The organism is Tunturibacter psychrotolerans, assembly GCF_040359615.1.
Classification (GTDB): Bacteria; Acidobacteriota; Terriglobia; order Terriglobales; family Acidobacteriaceae; genus Edaphobacter; species Edaphobacter psychrotolerans.
Map to the genome: position 1 here is coordinate 4,705,450 of NZ_CP132942.1, position 18,144 is coordinate 4,723,593.

Sequence of the window (18,144 nt, forward strand, 5' to 3'; positions counted from 1 at the left end):
CCCGCTCCCGCCCCTCTTCGCCCCCAGCCACGATATCTGCTAAACTATCTCAGTCGGTACAGCGATCCAGCAAGCCTTCCCGCGCGCTTGAGTTTTACGGAAAGCACCACTCATCGACATCTCACCGCAGTACATTCGGGGCGTAGCGCAGTCTGGTAGCGCACCTGGTTCGGGACCAGGGGGTCGGAGGTTCGAATCCTCTCGCCCCGACCATTTACGTTATCCCTTCTTTTCAAAAGCTTGCGGGCGGCACCCTGAGTAGATTCGAATTCGCGGGGAGTAGACCAGAGCGTTATCGGGCGTACCCAACCCTTGCCATGCGGGAGGCCAGATTCTTGAAGGCCTCGTCGCTTACTGGATTCACGCCCGTTGCCGAGATCCAACGGTTGTAGAAGTTGAACAGAGCGCAGGCAGAGATAGCGTAGAAGATTGAAGCGTCGTCCCAACCAGCGGCGTTCAATTGTTGCGTGTCTGTTGCGGTGATGGAGGATGGGGTCAGCGTGACCCTGCGGACAAATCGCAGGAGTTCTTTCTCTTTGTCTCCGAGGGTAGAGGCGTCGAGGTCGCGGATGATGCTCCAGACGAGCGGCTCATCACCCAACAACTGTGAGGCTACGGCAGCGTGAGCTTTCATGCAGAACTCACATTGATTGAGCGACGATGTGTAGGCTGCGATGAGTTCTCGCAGGCCGGCGCTGATGGAACACTCCCTGTGCATGAGGGTGTGCGACAGGGCGGCGAGGTGATGGGCGGCTTCAGGATCGAAGGCGAGGAGATGCCAAATCTGCCAATAGTCGGTGCCGGCGCCTTTCGCATTTTCGATGAGATCGCGGTAGACGCTAGGCTTGGGGTTCTCTTCGACTCCGCGAAGAAATATGGGGGCTTGCTCAGTATTCAACGTATTCATGCTTTCTCCCTTGCGTGCACCAAATTGGGACCGTGATCGAGGAGGTTCTGGGACGGCAGTCCGAAGGTATTGGCGACACGATTGAAACAGGCGAAGAGGGCGGTGATGTGGACTGCTTCAGCGATCTCTTGTTGAGCCCATCCGACGCTTTTCATCAGGTTGATATCGTCCGGGGATATTCTGTGAGATTCGATCGTGACTTTGCCGACGAAGTCGAGCATGCGGCTCTCCCTGAGAGTCAGCGACGGACTATCCAGGTTTGCGTTGGACAGTGCCTGCAATAACTCGTTGCTGCCTCCTTGTGTTCGCAAGAAGGACGCGTGGCTGTCGAGGCAATAGGGGCATGCGTTGAGCGCCGAGATGTAGGTTGCGATCATCTCTTTGATCTTTCGGCTGAGATGGCTTTCGGTGAACAGCAGAGTGGAAGCCAGTGCGATCATCTGCTCCAGCAGCGGCGGATGAGTCGCGAAGCATTTCAGGATGCTTGGGATGTGATCTCGTTCGAAACGGGTGCGGTAGTCGGCGTATGCCTCCGCTACTGCGCCGGTTGCTGCATCTTCCTCCACGATGGGTATGATGGTAGCGATTGTGGTCATTGGTCTGGCCTGCCTGTAAGAGCCTGGTCTTCGAGTGCGGAAATCAAAAGGTTAGACGTGCGGCGAGCTGGAAAGCCCTGGGGCCGCCAGAACCAAAGAACCCTCCTGCGGTTGTGACTGCGGAGTAGAAATTCGACTGCACTGTTTGCGGGCGTTGACCGTTTTGTGCCGGTTGAAATGGGCCGATCGAGATGTTGCGGCCTGGGTAGTTGTTGTTGCTGGTCCCACGGATGTTCGTCTCGTTGAATATATTGAACGCTTCTCCGATTAGGTTGAGGGCGATTCCTTCCTTGAATTTGAATTGCTTCTGCAAGCGAAAGTCGAGAGAGCTGAACGGACTGAAGAAGTTTATGTTAGCCGGGACGTTCTGAAGCGTCCCCCCGGCGAGGCACGGAAACGCCGCGGGGCACACGGGGAGAGCATTCCATTTGTCGATCATTGCGTTCAGCTGGTTGCTGTTTTTGATCTCGCGACCGAGGGAGTTGCGCGAGATGAGGGGAAGGCGAGAGCCGCTGGCTCCATTGATCGCTGTGCCGGGAAGGAAGGTGTCGGCGGGCACACCCGATCCGAAGGTGTAGATTGGCGCGAAGGAGATTTGCCACGGAAACTGGACTCCGCCGTAGAACGTGATGCGGTTCAGCTCATCGGTGACGGCGTATCCCTTCTCGAGTTGAGGCTGGTCGATCCCTTCGACTAGATTGACCTGTTCGTTGGCGTTGTTGTTGGTGAGTTGATCGTCATCGGAGTAGTCGAGCGTCTTCGATAGCGTGTAGCTGATGTTGTATTGATAACCGATATGGCCCAGTTGCGACTGCCGGTGCTGAAGACTGAAGATCAGGCCGTCGTACCAGGACTTTGCCCTGGACTCGATGAGTGTGATGTTGTCGGAGACTCCGTTGAGCGGGTCGGTTAAGCTGCACGGTACGTCATTGCCTGGGCACTCGACGTATGGAGATGTAGAGCTTGTGCTACGAAGCAGATGGCCGTTCAACTGCCGATTGGCGAAGACGTATAGCCCGTCGGCTGACATGACCCAGCTGCTGCCGAGTTGCTGCTGGAAGCCAAGAGAGAATTGTTGAACGAGAGGATGATGGGCGTCGGGGCCCATGCCAATCATGCCCACTCCGCCGGTCTGATGAGGGCCGCTGAATGGCGCTGCGAGGCTGGGACTGCCTGTGCCAAAGCTTGCTTGAGGAGCAAAGCAGGCGTTGAGACTGGGCGGACCTGGCACAAAAGGAGAGACACAGTAAGAGCCCGCGTATTGGGTGACGGTCAAAGCGCGATCGTTCTGCACGAGCTCTTCAGCACCGCTTTCGAGAATGATGCGGTCGTAATAGATGCCATAGCCGCCGCGGATGACTGTCTTCCCCATGCCAAACGGATCGTAGGCGAAACCGATGCGGGGGCTGAAGTCCTTCTTGTCGGGTGTTTTTTTGAGGTCGATAACATTCGCCATCCAGGTGCATGGGACGGTCGGCACAGTGGTTAGGTTGGGGCACGGGTCGTGAGCACTGGAGGTCCCGGTGAGGTTCGAGTCATACTCCCAACGCAGACCAAGGTTGAGAGTCAGTTTGGGCAGGACGCGCCAGTCATCCTGGGCATAGAACGCAAAATAGCTGTTGAAGACTGTTGGGATCGGGACCGGAGTGACCGGCGCACTGCTCTCGATTCCAACTGCCTCGGGAATATCAAGATCGTTAATCTGACCGTCTCCGTTCAGGTCGGCAAAGCCGAAGTTGGTCGTCAGGATTACCGTGCCGGTGCCGAAGACGTTGATCTCTCCATGTGCGGTGTAGTGCTGAAATTCGCCGCCAAACCTGAGGGCATGCTTCCCAAGGGCCCAGGAATATGCATCGCCGAACTGATACCGATTCAGATAGGTGGCCTGTGGAAGGTTAAAGTTTGCTCCGTCTGCGAGGTCTGGAAAGATGAGTTCGTTGGTCAGGCCCAATTGGGGATTCGTTGTGGGCGCATTTGGTGAGTAGGGCGGAATGTTGTTGTAGAAGTTGTCGTAGTGGAACGCAAAGTTGTTGACGCGGGTGGAAGACAGGACTGTCGTGAGACCAGCGGCGAGCGAGTTGAACCGGTTGAGCGAGTTCTGCCGTTCTGCGGCGGTGAAGGAGGGTGTGGTTTGGGAGGGCGTGGCTTCCCCTGTATCCGTGGAACGATTGAAGGAGTAGCGCACCATGAGGTTGTTATTTGAGCCGAGTTGCTGGTCGTATCGCGTTGACCAGAGCGCTTCGCGAAGTGGGGAGGGAGCGGAGGTGTTTTGAATCTGAGAGGTCGTGAAGTTACGCGTGCCGGTTTGAAGCGCAGCATTCTGGTCGCGGTATTCAAAACCTGTGAAGAGCCAGGCCTTGTCCTTTCGGATAGGACCACCGAGCGTCGCGCCATACTGTTCTCTGTCGAATGGCGGCGTCCGGAGGGACCGGTCGAACGTCGCTGGGAGTGCCTGCAGATTGCGATTGCGTTCGTAGAAAAAGAGCGAGCCGTGATATTGGTTCGTCCCGGTCTTGGTGACGATGTTGACGATGCTGTTGCCCGAACGTCCGACCTCGGCTGTGAATCTTGCGGTCGCTATCTGGAACTCCTGGATGGAGTCTTCGGGGAAGTTTGCGAGCGTGCCACCAACCACTTCGTCGTTGTTGTCTCCTCCGTCGACAGTAATGTTGCCGCCTCTTCCGAAGCCGCCCGCTGAGCTCACTTCGAGCGTGTTCGTCTTTGTGGGGTCGAAGGTCGGCGCCGGGCGGTTACCCGGGACGAGATATGCGAGCTCGAGGAAGTTTCTACCGTTGAGGGGAATACTCGAAATCGTCTGCGATGTGATCTGGCCTTGGATCATAGACTGCGTAAGATCGACCGCCTGGTTGACGCCAGTGACATTTATTGTCTCTTTGGCGCCTGCGGCGTGCAGACCAACGTCGACTGTCTGTGTCTTCCCCACTGCGAGAATGAGGCCGTGGGTCTCGGTCGCCGCAAAGGTCGGACTCTCGACTCGCAGGTCGTAGGTTCCAACTTCCAGGGAAGGAAATACGTAGAGACCCTCGGCATTGGTCTGCGTCTCGCGCGATGTGCCCTGGGCCAGATTCGTGACGGTCACTTGTGCCTCGGAAACCCTGAGGCCCTGCGGATCGGTGACCCTGCCGTTGAGTGTGCTGCTGGGAAGTTGGCCGTAAGCCAGTGTTGTCACCGTCATGCAAACAAGTACTGCGAGGGTCTTACGCATCGTCGCACTCCAATACCCGCACGAATCTACGAGGGTGTATCTCAAGGCGCACCCTCTCATACGTTTTTGCCGCGGAAATTCGTGGTCGGCTTACAGCGACGCAATACTACCGGCACGGCTCAACATTGTCGTGGTCCAGTAGATTGAGTTGTTTCTCGATCTAATGATTGGCTTATGCGGTTAGATTGATGCGCCAAGAGGTAGGTTTCGAAGGGTGACGGCTCTCTTTTTGTCCGCCTCCGACAACGCATCCAAAAACTTGCGGTCAGTTGCAAAGAGTGTTCAGAGTGCCTGAAAGAGTCAAGTTCTCGTCGGGGCTTCATCCCCCTTTGAACTTCAGTTTTGCAGATGACCTGATCGTAAAAAGTGCCGTCTGTCGGAAGATGTCTGGTGACATAGCCCGAGGAGATGCAAACGCGGGCCCGAGCGCAAAAAATCCCTACCTTTGGTGGCGGATCTGCCTTTCGGTGGCCTTTCCATTCCTAGCCACTTTCATACCTCTGTGGTGCCCCCTGTTTATCATTGCGAAGTACTCCGAGAGGAATGACCCTGTGCGATCTCCACGACAGCTCAAGATTGCCATTCTGCTTTTTTTCGCATCAATGACGTTCAGCAGGCAGACCTTCGCGCAGAACGGAAAGAATTCACCTGTCGTGGCCAGCGCCAAAGCTAGTTCCACACAAAAGCCAGACGGTGCAGCGGCTCAGTTGAGTGCGATCGTCGCCTCTGGGCGCCTTGAGGATCTTCGTTGGCCCAACTTCTCAGACTACCGGTTGCACCTCGTCAACTTTTACCGCCCTTCCGGATACAAACTGGCATGGGTTCGCGACGGCGAGCCGACCCCCCAGGCCATCGAGCTGATCCAGATATTGCAGAACGCCGATCGGGAGGGCCTTCGAGCGGAGGATTACGACGCCTCACGCTGGGCAGATCGCCTAAGACTGTTGCGGGGGCCGCATGAAAGCGCTGACGAAGCGCGCTTCGATGCCGCTCTCACCGCGTGCATCATGCGCTATGTCTCCGACGTGCACATTGGAAGGATCAACCCTGAAAATCTAGGGTTCGAGTTTGATGTCTCTCACAAGAAATTAGACTTGCCGCACTTTGTGCGCGAACGACTGTTTGATGGCTCCGATCTACATTCAGAATTGGCCGGGATCGAGCCCCCTTTCCCAAGCTACCAACGACTCCGCGCCGCTTTGTTGCACTATATGGAACTGGAGAAGAGCGGTGACGGGGAGAAAGTGCTTGACGTCGGTGGAGTTTCTCCGGGCGGCCAGTACGCAGGGATCGCAGGACTGACAAGCCGATTGCGACTGTTGGGCGATCTACCTGACAACGTCACGATACCACCTGACGCCAAGATTTATGACGGACCGTTGGTCGATGCAGTCAAACACTTTCAAAGACGTTTTGGTTTGCGGCCAACCGGAGAACTCGATTACAAAACCGTGGTCGAGATGAATGTGCCGCTGAGCGATCGTATTGAGCAGATGCAGTTGGGATTGGAAAGGTTCCGCTGGTTACCATACACATTCAAACAGCCTCCCATTGTTATCAATGTTCCAGAGTTCCGCCTCTACGCGTTCAACGAAAAAAATGAAGTGGGTCTCACGATGAGAGTGAATGTGGGCGAGGACTATAGCCACCAAACACCTATGTTTGAAGGCAATATCCAGTACCTCGTCTTTCGTCCTTATTGGACTCCCACGCCGAATATTCTGCGCAATGAGATCATCCCCGATATGGAAAAAAATCCTTCTCTGGAAACCCAAAATCTGGAGCTGGTCAGCGCAAGCGGGAAAGTCATCCGCTCCGGGAACGTCACTCCTGCGATGTTGCAGCAGGTTCGATCAGGACAGCTGACGGTGAGGCAACCTCCCGGTCCCGAGAATGGAATGGGACTCGTCAAATTTATGTTCCCCAACCAACACGACGTCTATATCCACGACACTCCTGCGAGCCTCGATATGTTCTCTGAGGCAACGGAAGGCGAAGAAGGAGAGTTGAAACGCGTCGCGAGCCATGGGTGCATCCACCTACAAGAACCCGCCAAGTTTGCAGCCTGGCTCCTCCGCAACACTCCCGGTTGGGACTCGGACCGAGTTGAGAAGGCCATGCACGACGGCCGAGATAACCTGCAAGTAAATCTCGCCCCAGCTGTTCCCGTGATGATCTTCTACATGACTGTTGTCGTGGAAGAGAACGGCGACGTTCACTTCTTTCACGATATCTACGACCACGACAGAACGCTCAAGCAGGAGTTGGCCTTGGGTTACCCTTATCCCAAATGAACTCAAGCGCCCCTCAATCGCAGATGGTCGCGACTAGAATGTAATTAGGGTTTGATCTCAATCGGTGTGCCGTCGACTACCACTCGCCAGATTTCGTCGATCTCTGCATTGGTTACTGCGATGCACCCGTTAGTCCAGTCACCCTGTCGCTGATCTGGCCCTTTGAAGTCATTTGGCAGCCCATGAATGAACAGGTCGCCACCGGTTGGGACACCCAGTTTTCTTGCGCGAGCCACGTCTTCCGCGTTCGGATAAGAGATGTGAATGGACCTGTGATACTGACTATGTGCGTTATGCCGATCGAGTACGTAGTTGCCTTCAGGAGTTTTGAGATCGCCTTCCCTGACCTTAAGGCCGACCGGATTACCTCCTAGCGATACGGTGTACGTTTTCAGCACTTCATTGCCCTTCATCAACAGAAGCTTTCTCTCCCCCTTAAGAACTAGCACTTTGTCTGCTATGGCAGACGCTGGGAAGGAGGGATTGTCGGCTGAAAGCGCATGCGCGAAAACGACCGCTAAAGCGAGAAGCGAGACAACAGCGAGCTTCGTAATCTTTCCCAACCACATGCTACTCGTGCTCCGCGTTACCGGTGAGAGAGGACACAAGAGGCGCGAAATCCCCCAATGGTTAGCCAGGATCAGCTAACCCCGTCAAGGAGAATAACTCACTTGCCAATTGCTTTATAGAAGGATACTCGAGACTGACCAATCATACGAAGGTGGGATATAGAACTGGTCTGCTTTGCGTCGACATAGGGTCCTCAGCATCGATACTGATTTGACGGATAGATCGGGCAAGTTGGTTTTCTAAATAGATTCCCTGAGACTGCGCTTCGCTGGATTGCCACTGCTGAACGTAGTTTCACTGGGACGCGCTAGGTATCTCACGCTTCCGAAGGATGCATGTTACCGTTCACGAGAGTCGCGGACGCGTTTCACCTTCAGGAGAGTAATCAGCATCTTGGGAAGATATGCGTTTACGATGGACGATCTTGCAGCGACCCGGTAAATGAGGAGGAGCTTTGGTGAAAACAAAGATGCTTGCATTACTCGCGTCGGTTTGCTTTGTGGGCGCTGGTGTTGTCGGAATTGGGCAGTCATTTAAACACGGGACCACGCAACGCGTGTTCGGCCATCGGTCCGTGCCGCTGCTGACCGTCGACGGATTGACGTTCAAGGATCTGGATCGGAATGGCCGTCTTGATCCGTATGAAGACTGGCGCCTGCCGGCGGAGACTCGAGCCGCAGACCTCGTCAAGCGTCTGAACGTAGAGCAGTTGGCCGGACTGATGGTGCATGGAACGCTGCCGGGTTCAGGAGCTCTCGCGGCTATCGGCACCGGGAATCAATACGATCTGGAAAAGTCACGTGATCTGATCGTGAATCGGAATATCTCCAGCTTTATTACTCGTATGGGGGGCGATGCGAAAGGCCTGGCCGAGCAGAACAATCGAATCCAGGAGCTGGCGGAATCCTCGCCGTTCGGCATTCCAATTACGATCTCGACCGATCCGCGCCACCATTTTCAAAATATTCTGGGAGCCAGTTCAGTGAATCCGGCGTTCTCCCAATGGCCCGAGACGCTCGGCCTCGCCGCCATCGGCGACGTTGACTTAACCAGAAGGTTTGGAGACATTGTGCGCCAAGAATATATCGCGGTCGGTATACGGGAATCGCTAGCGCCCCAAGCCGACCTGGCAACAGAGCCCCGATGGGCGCGGATCGACGGGACTTTCGGTGAAGATCCCGAGGTTGCGGGCAAGATGACTGCGGCTTACATCGAAGGCATTCAAAACGGAAAGGACGGCCTAAACCGCAACGGCGTTGCCGCGGTCGTAAAGCACTGGGTGGGATACGGCGCGGTGAAAGACGGCTGGGACAGCCACAATTTCTACGGCAGATTCGCTGCACTCGACGATCACGAATTAGCAATGCACATGATCCCGTTTGTGGCGGCCTTTCGGTCTCATGTAGCGACTGTGATGCCGACTTACGCGATCCTGCAGGGAGTGACTCTGAACGGAACAGCGTTGGAGCAGGTGGGAGCAGGCTTCAACCAACAACTGTTGACCGATTTGCTAAGGAAGAAAGAAGGGTTCGCTGGTCTGGTGCTCAGCGACTGGGGAATCACGGAAGACTGTACGGAAGCTTGCATGAATGGAGAACCTGAAGGCTCCAAACCGACTCCCGCCGATATCGGGGTGCCGTGGGGCGTAGAGTCGTTGAGCCGCAAGGAACGATTTGCCAAGGCGATCAATGCAGGAGTTGACCAAATTGGCGGCACAAACAATCCAGATGCGATTGTGGCCTGCGTCAAGAACGGGACCATCTCTCGGGATCGAGCAGAAATGGCAGCCAGAAGCATCCTGGAACAGAAGTTCTCGATGGGGCTGTTCGAGGATCCGTATGTGGATGTTGCCGCTGCGGGCAAGATCGTTGGGAATGGGGAGTTCGTGAAGGCCGGCGGGGACGCGCAGGCGCGTGCGGTTGTCATCCTCGAAAACAAGACCATCCCGAACACGGGTAGAAAGTTGCTTCCGTTGCCATCAAGTAAGCTCCGCCTTTATGTGCGAGGCATCGATCCGGCGGTTGCAGAAGCGGCTGGCTTCACCGTGGTTTCGGAGGTCAGCAAGGCGGACTTGGCGGTGATCCACGCAGCACCTCCGTTTGCCAGCGAACATCGGGGATATTTTTTTGGCAGTCGTCAGCATGAGGGCAGGCTGAATTACATCGAATCCGATCCGGACTATGAGGCACTCGTGGCGGCGAGCAAAGTCGTACCGACAGTGTTTGTGACTACCCTCGAACGTCCGCTGATCCTGACGAATGTAAAGGACAAGGCCACTGCGCTTCTGGGAGACTTCGGCATCGATAGCAAAGAGGTGCTGGAGGTTCTACAGGGTCGCGCAAATCCTCAAGGTCATCTGCGTTTTGAGCTACCCTCATCGCTCAATGGAGTGATGAAGCAGAATGGCGCTGAACCACATGACTCGGCTCCCCCGCTCTATGCGTACGGGTACGGGCTTAGCTACTGAACTCAAGATCATATTCGGGTACATTTGCTAGAACTGGAACTCTAGACTGACAAATGTGCGCAAATAGATGAAAGGTTCGTCAACAAAGAACGCGGGACGTCAAGACTCTTTAAACACTTCGTCGTATCGTTTCGGCCTCGGTAACGACGTAGTCCATCGGCACATCATACTGCTGGGGCCAAATCGTTTCGAGTCGCAAGGCCGCAAAGCCTACGCCGATACTAAGAGGTTTCGGTTCAGCCGCTGCCAACGTTCTGTCGTAATAACCACCACCGTACCCCAGCCGATAACAGCAATCATCATAACCAACCAGCGGGACTACCAAAGTGTCGGGGACCAAAACGCGAGACTCTGCAGGATAAGGAATACCAAACACACCGGCAACCATACGGCATCCTGGGGTCCAGAGGCGAAAAGTGAGCGGTTGCGATCGCCCAACAACCATCGGGAGTGCAGCAGTTCCTCCTTCAGCGAGAAAACGATGGATTAGAGGAAATACTTCGATCTCGCCCCGAAAGGGCCAATAGAAACCAGCAATCCTTGTCCCATGGGATTGGAATATAGAATTCACCCCGTTGAGGACGTCATCGCTTGCGCTGGTCCGTTGCTTTTCAGGAAAGGAAGTGCGCAATTCAAGAAGCTCTGACCTTTTTTGTTCTCGCCAGGCGATGAGTTGTGCTTCCTGTCCAGTCCCTGCGAACCCAGGGTTCATTGGGTCATCCATATTATTTTTTAGCGTAGTTGCATCTGTGTTTTGCGTAAGAACAGTGTAATCCCTTGCGATGGACCCAAGTGCACATTCGGGACGGTAACACTTGCCTCATCTTCATCGGTTGCGATGAAGATCACGTCGCTGAATGGAATCTTTTGTAATTACTACGACAGCGGCGACGATTCCAACCAGCGGAAAAAGAACTAATAACAACACATAGAAGATCATGGACATCTCCCCAAGACCAAATTTGTCTATCTTGCCTTGCTACTCGCGAACGCTCGTAGTCCGGCGAACAGCGGTTGATGTTCTATGCTCCGCGTGTAGCTCGTCTCACTTGATAGTCAGCTAACCATGGCACAGCCAACTCTTGCCAAGAGAATACATCGCAATACGATGTAATTGCTCAACATACCACACGAGGAAAATAGCTGGGTAGTAGAAGTGTGCTTGTGTTTTCAACCCTTCCAAGATCGAGCGCTAAATCAGTAGTCGGACGCACTAAAGCTATGTGAGATCCGTGGTCAATCAGAATCACATAGCCCTGGATTACTTTTGGCTTTTAAGGAGCGGGAGGCTTGCAACCTCGCTCATTGTTCGAGGTTGCTTCTGAAGTTCCTACCATCGGTCTCCTCGGTGCGCATCAGTGAACACCGAAGCACATCCGGGGGGCGTTCCGCACGCACTGAAAGGCGCAACAGGCACCGACCATGCATAGGGAAAAATGGCACTCGCGCAGAAGTGATCCGTTTACTGGTAAGTCATTTGTCGTATTGGTGCCGGGAGGGGGGGTCGAACCCCCACGAGGTTGCCCTCGGCGGATTTTGAGTCCGCTGCGTCTGCCAGTTCCGCCATCCCGGCTATATTTGCAATCTCTGAGAGACTCTATTCTTTGCTCTCCAGCACTCAATGCGAAACTAGAGCGCCTAAGATTGGCCTGCTAAATTAGTGACCTCATGCCTCTAGTATCGCATAGCATTCGTCTACCGACATACTTTCAACCGCGACGGTTAGGCCAAAGCCAGGCAGCCCCGCGGACACCGCTAGAGTCTCCGTACTTTGCTTGAACGATCGGTGTCGAGGTCTCCCCTCCGAAAACATATTGCGGCAACAGCTTAGGCAGCGCTCCATAAATATGCTCCACCCTGGATACTCCCCCGCCAACCACAATCACATCTGGGTCGAGGATGTTGATCACATTGGATAGCCCGCGCGCCAGACGATCTTCGAACCGCTCGATAGCCTCTGCGGCCACCCGATCGCCCGCAGCGAAGTTTGCAACGATCTCCCGCGTAGTCTTCGCAGTACCCGTCACACTTTTGTAATCCCGCGCAATTCCCGTCCCCGAGACCCACATCTCCATACATCCCCGATTCCCGCAGTAGCATGCAGGCCCAGGAGACTCATCGGGCTTCGGCCAAGGTAGTGGATTGTGCCCCCACTCGCCCGCAACTCCATTCGGTCCGTCGTGGACGCACCCCTCCAAAGCCACTCCGCCTCCGCATCCAGTCCCCAGAATCACGCCATACACAAAACGTACCCCAGCGGCAGCGCCATCCGTCGCCTCTGACACCGCAAGGCAATTTGCATCATTAGCGACTCGCACCTCACGGCCAAGAGCTGCGGTCAGGTCTGTGTGAAATGGTTGGCCATTCAGCCATGTTGAATTGGCGTTCTTAACACGCCCTGTAACCCTTGAAATGGTTCCTGGAATTCCTGCTCCCACCGTGCCAGTCTTACCGGTCTCCGCTTCCATACGGTGAACAAGCGCAACCATTGCTTTGATCGTCGCCTCATAGTCGTCTCGCGGCGTATCGACACGGTGTCGAGCCAACTCTGTACCGCGACCATCGATAGCCAATGCCTCAATTTTCGTTCCACCAAGATCAATCCCGATGCGCATTCCGCTCTCTGTCATTAAACCTTCCAATCTTCTCGCTCACCCTTCTAAAAATGGGGTACAACGAACCTACTGAATCTTGCCAAAGGGACGCAACCGTCGCAGCTCCGTGCCGCACGCAATCGCGTTTAGCGCCGCTAGCTTCAGATTGTCTGCGGCTAGCCAAAGCCAGAACCGCCTTCCCTGCTCGCCCTCACCGGCGTCTTTACTTACTCGTACCATGACGTCCTCTTGTCCGGCCGCACTCAGGTTGCTAGGCGGGTCAGATTCCTCACTGACGACGTCGATATGCTCCCCGCCGAGCGCTGCCTCCACCTCTTCCCGCGTACTGTCTGCGGCGAGTTCCACCAGCATCGAAACAACATATCCATGAAACACAGGAGCCTGCACAATCTGCAGCGCAAGTGTCGGCAGCCGAGAGTCAGCCAACCCCGCATAGTGTTTGCGGATACGCTCTTCAGTGGCACGCAACTTCACCTTCGCGGTATCGCCCAGCGAAGGCAGTAGATTGAAAGCCACTTGCGCATCATACTGTTCCCGCGGCAGCGTCTGAAACGAAAGCAACGTGACCGTCTGCTGATGCAATTCATCCATTGCAGCGCGACCATACTCCGACGCTGGCTCCATGACGGTTGCAGCAACACTCGTCAAAGGCAATCTCTCTTGCACCCTTCCCGCAACCAAGGCAAGCATTACGGCGACTGGATGTGCCGCGACAACGGCAGGCGTCTTTAGGTCCGGTTCCGGTCCACTTTGTCGGTTCTTGTCCGCTAAAATCTCCGTCACCCATGGCGCCCGTACCAGAACATCCTTTTCGTCCTCCAATGCATAGGTTAGGTCGACAATACTTGCGCCGGCACGCCGCGCGGCCTGCCAATGCTTCTTCGTCACAGCCGCATCGCCCGAAAAGAAAACAAAGTCCATCCGATCGAAAGAAGATGCTTCCAGCCGCTGTATAAACGCAACCTCATCCCCAGCCGCAGTCACTTGTCCCGCCGCCTCCTCTTCGTCGAGCAGCACAAAGTCCGATGCTCCCAGCAACGACTCACCCAACTCTTCGCTCAGCTCTTTACCGGCAAGCGAGGACGCACCAACAATTCCGATTCGATACATTGTGTCCGTCATATTTACCTGAAAAGTCGTCTAGATAAGGGATCTGAAGAGCCAGACCACTATTTTATCTGTTCACCCTGCATCACCGAATCGCAGCACTCGAATGCCGTCGCTCTCTGCCCCACGAATACGCCAGCCGAGCCACCACGCCAGATACCAGATACGCCATCGCGATAATAATCAGCATGTATTGGTGATACAGCACAATCGACGCACCTACTACCGCTATAACCGCAAACAGCCTGTAGGGGTGTCGTGCTCCAACCGTAATCTCCTTCGCGCTCCAGAAGCGCCAGTTGCTCACCATTAGAAAGCTGGTAAACAACAACAGGCAAAGCCACACCACTGAAACCCACGGGTTGTCGATTGGCGATCCACGCTGAAAGTGAACCACCGAACTGATCACGCCCGCACCCGCCGGTATCGGCATCCCTACAAAATACTTCTTGCCCGGACGACCCGGATTGCGCGGCTGCGGATTGATGCTGATATTAAATCGAGCCAACCGGCTGGCGCCGCAGATCAAAAAAATAAAGCAGACAAACACCCCGATATGGACTATCTGCTGCCGCGCCTCCGGATGCGCCATCGACGGCAACATGCGGAAGCCCCAAATGTAAGCCAGTAAACTCGGCGCAACGCCAAACGTAATCACGTCCGCAAGTGAATCGAGTTCCCTACCAAAGTCACTCGTCGTATTCGTCATTCTTGCGATGATTCCGTCCAGCCCATCAAACAGCACCGCAATTCCTAGGGCCAGTGCAGCTCGGTCAAAGTAACTCTGGTCCGCCATCGACCCTTGAATACTCTGTGTAATCGCGTAGTATCCCGCAGCCATGTTGCCCGCCGTGAACAGGGACGGCAGCACATACATCCCGCGACTGGGCTGACGCCTCATCTTACCGTCAGTGCCTATCTGTGCATCCTCCATCAAGCCACCACTGCCGATGCTTCATTGAGCGCCTGCTCTGGAAGCACAGCCAGTACAGTCGATCCGCCCTTTACGCGAGCCCCCGTCTTCACCTTCAGGTTCGCAGCAGCAGGAATCAGAACATCTACCCTCGACCCAAATTTGATGAGGCCGATTCTCTGTCCGCGCTCCACCCGGTCACCCACCTTCAGATTGCAAACGATGCGTCGCGCCAGTAGCCCCGCAATCTGTTTAAAGCTGACCTCGTAACCGCCGGCGTCGATCGTGATCAAAGTCTGCTCGTTATTGAGCACCGACTCCGGCTTCATCGCATTCATAAATTCGCCTTTGCGAAACTCGCACACCTTCACTACACCGCCCACAGGCGAGCGGTTCACATGCACGTCAAAGACATTCAGAAAGATGCTAAGCCGTAACCGGCTTCCACTAATCGTCTCGATCCACTCAGCTTCCGTAACCACGCCATCGCCGGGAGACACAATCTGTCCCGGCGCCTGAGGAATCGTCCTGTTCGGATCACGAAAAAACCACAAAAAGAAAGCCGCCAGCACCACCGGCAACGCCACCAGCGCAATCGGCATATTCAAATACCAGAGCACTGCCGCAACCAACCCAAGCCCTAAGGCATAGAAGAAACCGTCTCGCACCATAAGTGACTCGATTATAAGGCCACGTACACCTCGGACTTGGGCGCGACTTCGCCCCAGCCGATCGCCACCGTGCCCTCGAAGCCTTGTCTCTTGGACCTTAGGATGCTACTCCCAGCCGCCGAAGCCGCTCGATCTCATCCTTCAGTCTGAGCTTCAACTTCTTCAAACGTACCTCTTCCAGTTGTTCGGAATCCGTCAGAAACAACTTGGATCGCAACGTATCCAGCCTGCGATCATACAGGCTATGTTCTTGCATCAATTGTTGAATGGAAGGAAACGACGCAGGGTGGGGCAGCTCGGTGAACTTGCCAGTTTGCACGTGAGAATACCTCCAGCACAGACAACAACGCACTGATGGCCGACAAACTATCACAGCGCAATCAACACGGGCAATGTGGATTACGCACCTTCCGCTAACTTCAACTGCATCAGCAACGCGTCGTCGTCGGGATCTCGATAGTATCCAGCACGTTCACCGACGGCAACGAAGCCCAACCCTCTGTAAAGCGCAATCGCCCCCGCACTCCCAGACCTAACCTCGAGTTCCATCTCCGTCGCGCCCCGCTCCACACACCAGCGAATGACCGCTTCGCAAAGCATCCTGCCAACCCCACTTCGCCTCGTCGACACGCCCACCGCAACGCTTTCAAGCTCCCCCAAATTCACAACCTCTGAAACCAGAACCTTCCCCACGGCGAACCCCAGCAACCCCGCCTCGTCCTCCGCAACGAAGAGGCGCCTCCTCACCGCACCATCAGCAAGTCCGCCCGAATCCACAATTGCTGCATACTCCGCCGCAGCCCAATGCGGAGCCTCCGCAGTCTCCTCTTCGAGCCGCATCACCCCCACAAGATCCGCAGCGACACCCTCCCGGACTCGATAATCAACAACACTCATCGAGCCGATCTCGGCACGGCAGGCTTTGCAAAAATCTCAGCATCCGTCCGCCGCAGATAATTCGCATCCAGCGTAGCCGCATCGTCGAACTCCCCCGATACAACCCGCTCCACCGCAAACGGCAAAGCATCCCCAGCCAATGGCTCCTCCACTAGCCTCAACCGCAACTCCACCAAACTCTCTTCTACCTTCGCCTCACACACCACCACCAACCCACCCGATGCCGCAACCATCACATCCTGCGCGCACATCAAGGCCTCCCGCACGCAGCTTCGCCCGACATATTCGCCGTAATAAAACTCACCGCGCCCCGCATCGAGCACCGTGTGCACCTTCTCACCGCCGTCATCGACGGAGCCGGCAAGCAACGCCAGACGCGACACCGCGATCAGCGGCACACCACCCGCCTCACTCAACCCCTTGGCTGCGCTCACGCCTACTCTTACACCAGTAAAAGATCCAGGTCCATGCACCACCACCACGGCCGTCAGTTCACTCAGCTTCCATCCACTTGCCCGCATCAGACGACGCACTGCCGGCACCAGCCGCTCCGACGAAGTTCTCCCCGGCAACATCTCAGTCGCAACAATCGTCTGTGCCGCGCCTGCGTCTCCCAGCGCGACGCTCCCCTCCGCACCAGCCGTATGAATCATTAAAAACCGCATCATTCCGCACCCTGATGCGGCTCAGCATCTCCCACAATCTCCAACAGCACGCCTCCTGTACTCGCCGGATGCACAAAGAAATACCGGTGTCCGCCTGCCCCCACCCTCACCGCATCGCTTGCCAACCTCACTCCCTGTTTGGTCAGCCGTTCAAACATCGCGTCAATCCCATCCACATGCACAGCAACGTGATGCAGCCCCTCACCGCGCTTCGCTAGAAATCTTCCAATCGTAGAGTCTTCCTCCGTCGCCTCCAGCAGCTCAATCCGGCTTTCGCCAAGCGGCAGCATCGCCGTCTTTACCTGTTCATGCTCCACAGTCTCCTCGTGACTCACCGCTAACCCCAACGCTTCATAAAATCCACGCGCCCCCGCAATACTCTTCACCGCAACACCCAGATGATCCAGCCGCAGTCCACGCTGCCGCACAGCACTCAGCCCCGCAGCGCCGTCAATCCTCACCTTTCGCGCTACTTTCTCCAGCGCGCGTTGCTTCACCTTCTCCATCAACTCCTGCACACCTTCCCCTGTCGTCGCAACGGTCCGCACAACCGGTGGCACCCAACCATCTGGGCCCAACGCTAAACCCTGCATAGCAACAATCTCCTGTTCCACCAGTTCGGCGCCCCCACGATCGCTCTTATTGACGACGAACACATCCGCCACCTCCATCACCCCGGCCTTCAGACTTTGCACCTCATCGCCCATCCCGGGAACCAACACCAGCACAGTCACATCCGCAAGCCCGATCACATCTACTTCATCCTGGCCCACCCCCACCGTCTCAATCAGAATCGTCTCCCGCCCCGCCGCCTCCATCACCACGCAGACATCCGCAGTAGCGCGAGTCACACCACCCATCGCACCCCGAGAAGCCATGCTGCGGATAAACACCCCATCATCCCCGGCAAAACCCTGCATCCGAATCCTGTCCCCCAGCAGTGCGCCCCCCGTAAACGGGCTTGAGGGATCGACCGCCACCACCCCAACACTCTGCCCCTGCTGCCTCAGCCATCTCACCATCTGGTCTACCAGCGTGCTCTTACCTGCCCCCGGCGGTCCCGTCACTCCCACTCGTAGCGAGTTCCCCGCAAACCCACGGCAAGCCTCAATCAACGCTGCCGCCGCCGCGCCGCCACCCTCCACGATCGACAACGCCCGAGCGAGAGCGCGCACATCCCCCGACCGCAGCCGCGACACCATACTCACGACACTTG

The 18,144-nt window shown here is 55.8% G+C and carries 15 protein-coding genes and 2 tRNA genes; 3 read left to right on the forward strand and 14 right to left on the reverse strand.

Annotated elements, in window-relative coordinates; all coding sequences use genetic code 11:
• Positions 1-136: 136 nt before the first annotated feature.
• Positions 137-213: transfer RNA gene (locus RBB77_RS19790), tRNA-Pro, on the forward strand.
• A gap of 79 nt (positions 214-292) precedes the next feature.
• Here the strand turns inward: RBB77_RS19790 and RBB77_RS19795 are convergent.
• From RBB77_RS19795 to RBB77_RS19805, 3 genes are read right to left on the reverse strand one after another with little or no spacing between them, the layout of a single operon-like run.
• Positions 293-907 (reverse strand): peroxidase-related enzyme, encoded by a 615-nt coding sequence (locus tag RBB77_RS19795; RefSeq protein WP_353063442.1) that lies wholly within the window; start codon positions 905-907, stop codon positions 293-295.
• Entirely contained in the window at positions 904-1,503 is a 600-nt protein-coding gene (locus tag RBB77_RS19800) for a carboxymuconolactone decarboxylase family protein (RefSeq protein ID WP_353063443.1), read from the reverse strand. Before RBB77_RS19800 ends, RBB77_RS19795 begins: the two co-directional genes overlap by 4 nt.
• A gap of 43 nt (positions 1,504-1,546) precedes the next feature.
• Positions 1,547-4,729, reverse strand: coding sequence for a TonB-dependent receptor (locus RBB77_RS19805; RefSeq protein WP_353063444.1), 3,183 nt, complete (start codon positions 4,727-4,729; stop codon positions 1,547-1,549).
• 551 nt (positions 4,730-5,280) lie between these two features.
• Between RBB77_RS19805 and RBB77_RS19810 the strand changes: the two genes are divergently transcribed.
• Complete coding sequence (locus tag RBB77_RS19810; protein ID WP_353063445.1) at positions 5,281-7,023, forward strand: L,D-transpeptidase family protein; 1,743 nt, start codon at positions 5,281-5,283, stop codon at positions 7,021-7,023.
• Positions 7,024-7,067: 44 nt separating this feature from the next.
• On the opposite strand, the gene RBB77_RS19815 is transcribed toward RBB77_RS19810, so the two are convergent.
• Positions 7,068-7,592, reverse strand: a complete 525-nt coding sequence (locus RBB77_RS19815; RefSeq protein ID WP_353063446.1) for a L,D-transpeptidase family protein — start codon at positions 7,590-7,592, stop codon at positions 7,068-7,070.
• Positions 7,593-8,050: 458 nt separating this feature from the next.
• Here RBB77_RS19815 and RBB77_RS19820 point away from each other — a divergent pair, with 458 nt between their 5' ends.
• Positions 8,051-10,060: a glycoside hydrolase family 3 protein gene (locus tag RBB77_RS19820; RefSeq protein ID WP_353063447.1), complete on the forward strand. Its 2,010-nt coding sequence runs from the start codon at positions 8,051-8,053 to the stop codon at positions 10,058-10,060.
• A 109-nt stretch (positions 10,061-10,169) separates the two neighbouring features.
• Here the strand turns inward: RBB77_RS19820 and RBB77_RS19825 are convergent, their stop codons facing one another.
• The 10 genes from RBB77_RS19825 to meaB form a co-directional block, all read right to left on the reverse strand.
• Positions 10,170-10,784: a 5-formyltetrahydrofolate cyclo-ligase gene (locus tag RBB77_RS19825; RefSeq protein ID WP_353063448.1), complete on the reverse strand. Its 615-nt coding sequence runs from the start codon at positions 10,782-10,784 to the stop codon at positions 10,170-10,172.
• 762 nt (positions 10,785-11,546) lie between these two features.
• Positions 11,547-11,633: transfer RNA gene (locus RBB77_RS19830), tRNA-Leu, on the reverse strand.
• 136 nt (positions 11,634-11,769) lie between these two features.
• Positions 11,770-12,690, reverse strand: a complete 921-nt coding sequence (gene mak / locus RBB77_RS19835; RefSeq protein WP_353063449.1) for a fructokinase — start codon at positions 12,688-12,690, stop codon at positions 11,770-11,772.
• Positions 12,691-12,741: 51 nt separating this feature from the next.
• Positions 12,742-13,797 carry an Asd/ArgC dimerization domain-containing protein gene (locus RBB77_RS19840; RefSeq protein ID WP_353063450.1) on the reverse strand — a complete coding sequence of 352 codons (1,056 nt, stop codon included), beginning with the start codon at positions 13,795-13,797 and terminating at the stop codon, positions 12,742-12,744.
• Between the two features lie 70 nt (positions 13,798-13,867).
• Positions 13,868-14,716 carry a CDP-diacylglycerol--serine O-phosphatidyltransferase gene (pssA, locus tag RBB77_RS19845; RefSeq protein WP_353063451.1) on the reverse strand — a complete coding sequence of 283 codons (849 nt, stop codon included), beginning with the start codon at positions 14,714-14,716 and terminating at the stop codon, positions 13,868-13,870.
• Positions 14,716-15,366 (reverse strand): phosphatidylserine decarboxylase, encoded by a 651-nt coding sequence (locus RBB77_RS19850; protein WP_353063452.1) that lies wholly within the window; start codon positions 15,364-15,366, stop codon positions 14,716-14,718. Before RBB77_RS19850 ends, pssA begins: the two co-directional genes overlap by 1 nt.
• Positions 15,367-15,463: 97 nt before the next feature.
• A complete protein-coding gene (locus RBB77_RS19855; protein ID WP_353063453.1) occupies positions 15,464-15,685 on the reverse strand; it encodes a DUF465 domain-containing protein in 222 nt (73 codons plus the stop codon).
• An 80-nt stretch (positions 15,686-15,765) separates the two neighbouring features.
• Positions 15,766-16,263 (reverse strand): GNAT family N-acetyltransferase, encoded by a 498-nt coding sequence (locus RBB77_RS19860; protein ID WP_353063454.1) that lies wholly within the window; start codon positions 16,261-16,263, stop codon positions 15,766-15,768.
• Positions 16,260-16,931 carry a tRNA (adenosine(37)-N6)-threonylcarbamoyltransferase complex dimerization subunit type 1 TsaB gene (gene tsaB, locus RBB77_RS19865; RefSeq protein ID WP_353063455.1) on the reverse strand — a complete coding sequence of 224 codons (672 nt, stop codon included), beginning with the start codon at positions 16,929-16,931 and terminating at the stop codon, positions 16,260-16,262. The genes RBB77_RS19860 and tsaB overlap by 4 nt, the downstream gene beginning before the upstream one ends.
• Positions 16,928-18,130: a methylmalonyl Co-A mutase-associated GTPase MeaB gene (meaB, locus tag RBB77_RS19870; protein ID WP_353067673.1), complete on the reverse strand. Its 1,203-nt coding sequence runs from the start codon at positions 18,128-18,130 to the stop codon at positions 16,928-16,930. The genes tsaB and meaB overlap by 4 nt, the downstream gene beginning before the upstream one ends.
• Between the last annotated feature and the right edge of the window lie 14 nt (positions 18,131-18,144).

Bases quoted from the DNA above. Each gene is read 5' to 3' on its own strand.
- RBB77_RS19795 (WP_353063442.1), bottom strand. From the start codon at position 907: ATGAATACGTTGAATACTGAGCAAGCCCCCATATTTCTTCGCGGAGTC.
- RBB77_RS19800 (WP_353063443.1), bottom strand. From the start codon at position 1,503: ATGACCACAATCGCTACCATCATACCCATCGTGGAGGAAGATGCAGCA.
- RBB77_RS19805 (WP_353063444.1), bottom strand. From the start codon at position 4,729: ATGCGTAAGACCCTCGCAGTACTTGTTTGCATGACGGTGACAACACTG.
- RBB77_RS19815 (WP_353063446.1), bottom strand. From the start codon at position 7,592: ATGTGGTTGGGAAAGATTACGAAGCTCGCTGTTGTCTCGCTTCTCGCT.
- RBB77_RS19825 (WP_353063448.1), bottom strand. From the start codon at position 10,784: ATGGATGACCCAATGAACCCTGGGTTCGCAGGGACTGGACAGGAAGCA.
- mak (WP_353063449.1), bottom strand. From the start codon at position 12,690: ATGACAGAGAGCGGAATGCGCATCGGGATTGATCTTGGTGGAACGAAA.
- RBB77_RS19840 (WP_353063450.1), bottom strand. From the start codon at position 13,797: ATGACGGACACAATGTATCGAATCGGAATTGTTGGTGCGTCCTCGCTT.
- pssA (WP_353063451.1), bottom strand. From the start codon at position 14,716: ATGGAGGATGCACAGATAGGCACTGACGGTAAGATGAGGCGTCAGCCC.
- RBB77_RS19850 (WP_353063452.1), bottom strand. From the start codon at position 15,366: ATGGTGCGAGACGGTTTCTTCTATGCCTTAGGGCTTGGGTTGGTTGCG.
- RBB77_RS19860 (WP_353063454.1), bottom strand. From the start codon at position 16,263: ATGAGTGTTGTTGATTATCGAGTCCGGGAGGGTGTCGCTGCGGATCTT.
- tsaB (WP_353063455.1), bottom strand. From the start codon at position 16,931: ATGATGCGGTTTTTAATGATTCATACGGCTGGTGCGGAGGGGAGCGTC.
- meaB (WP_353067673.1), bottom strand. From the start codon at position 18,130: ATGGTGTCGCGGCTGCGGTCGGGGGATGTGCGCGCTCTCGCTCGGGCG.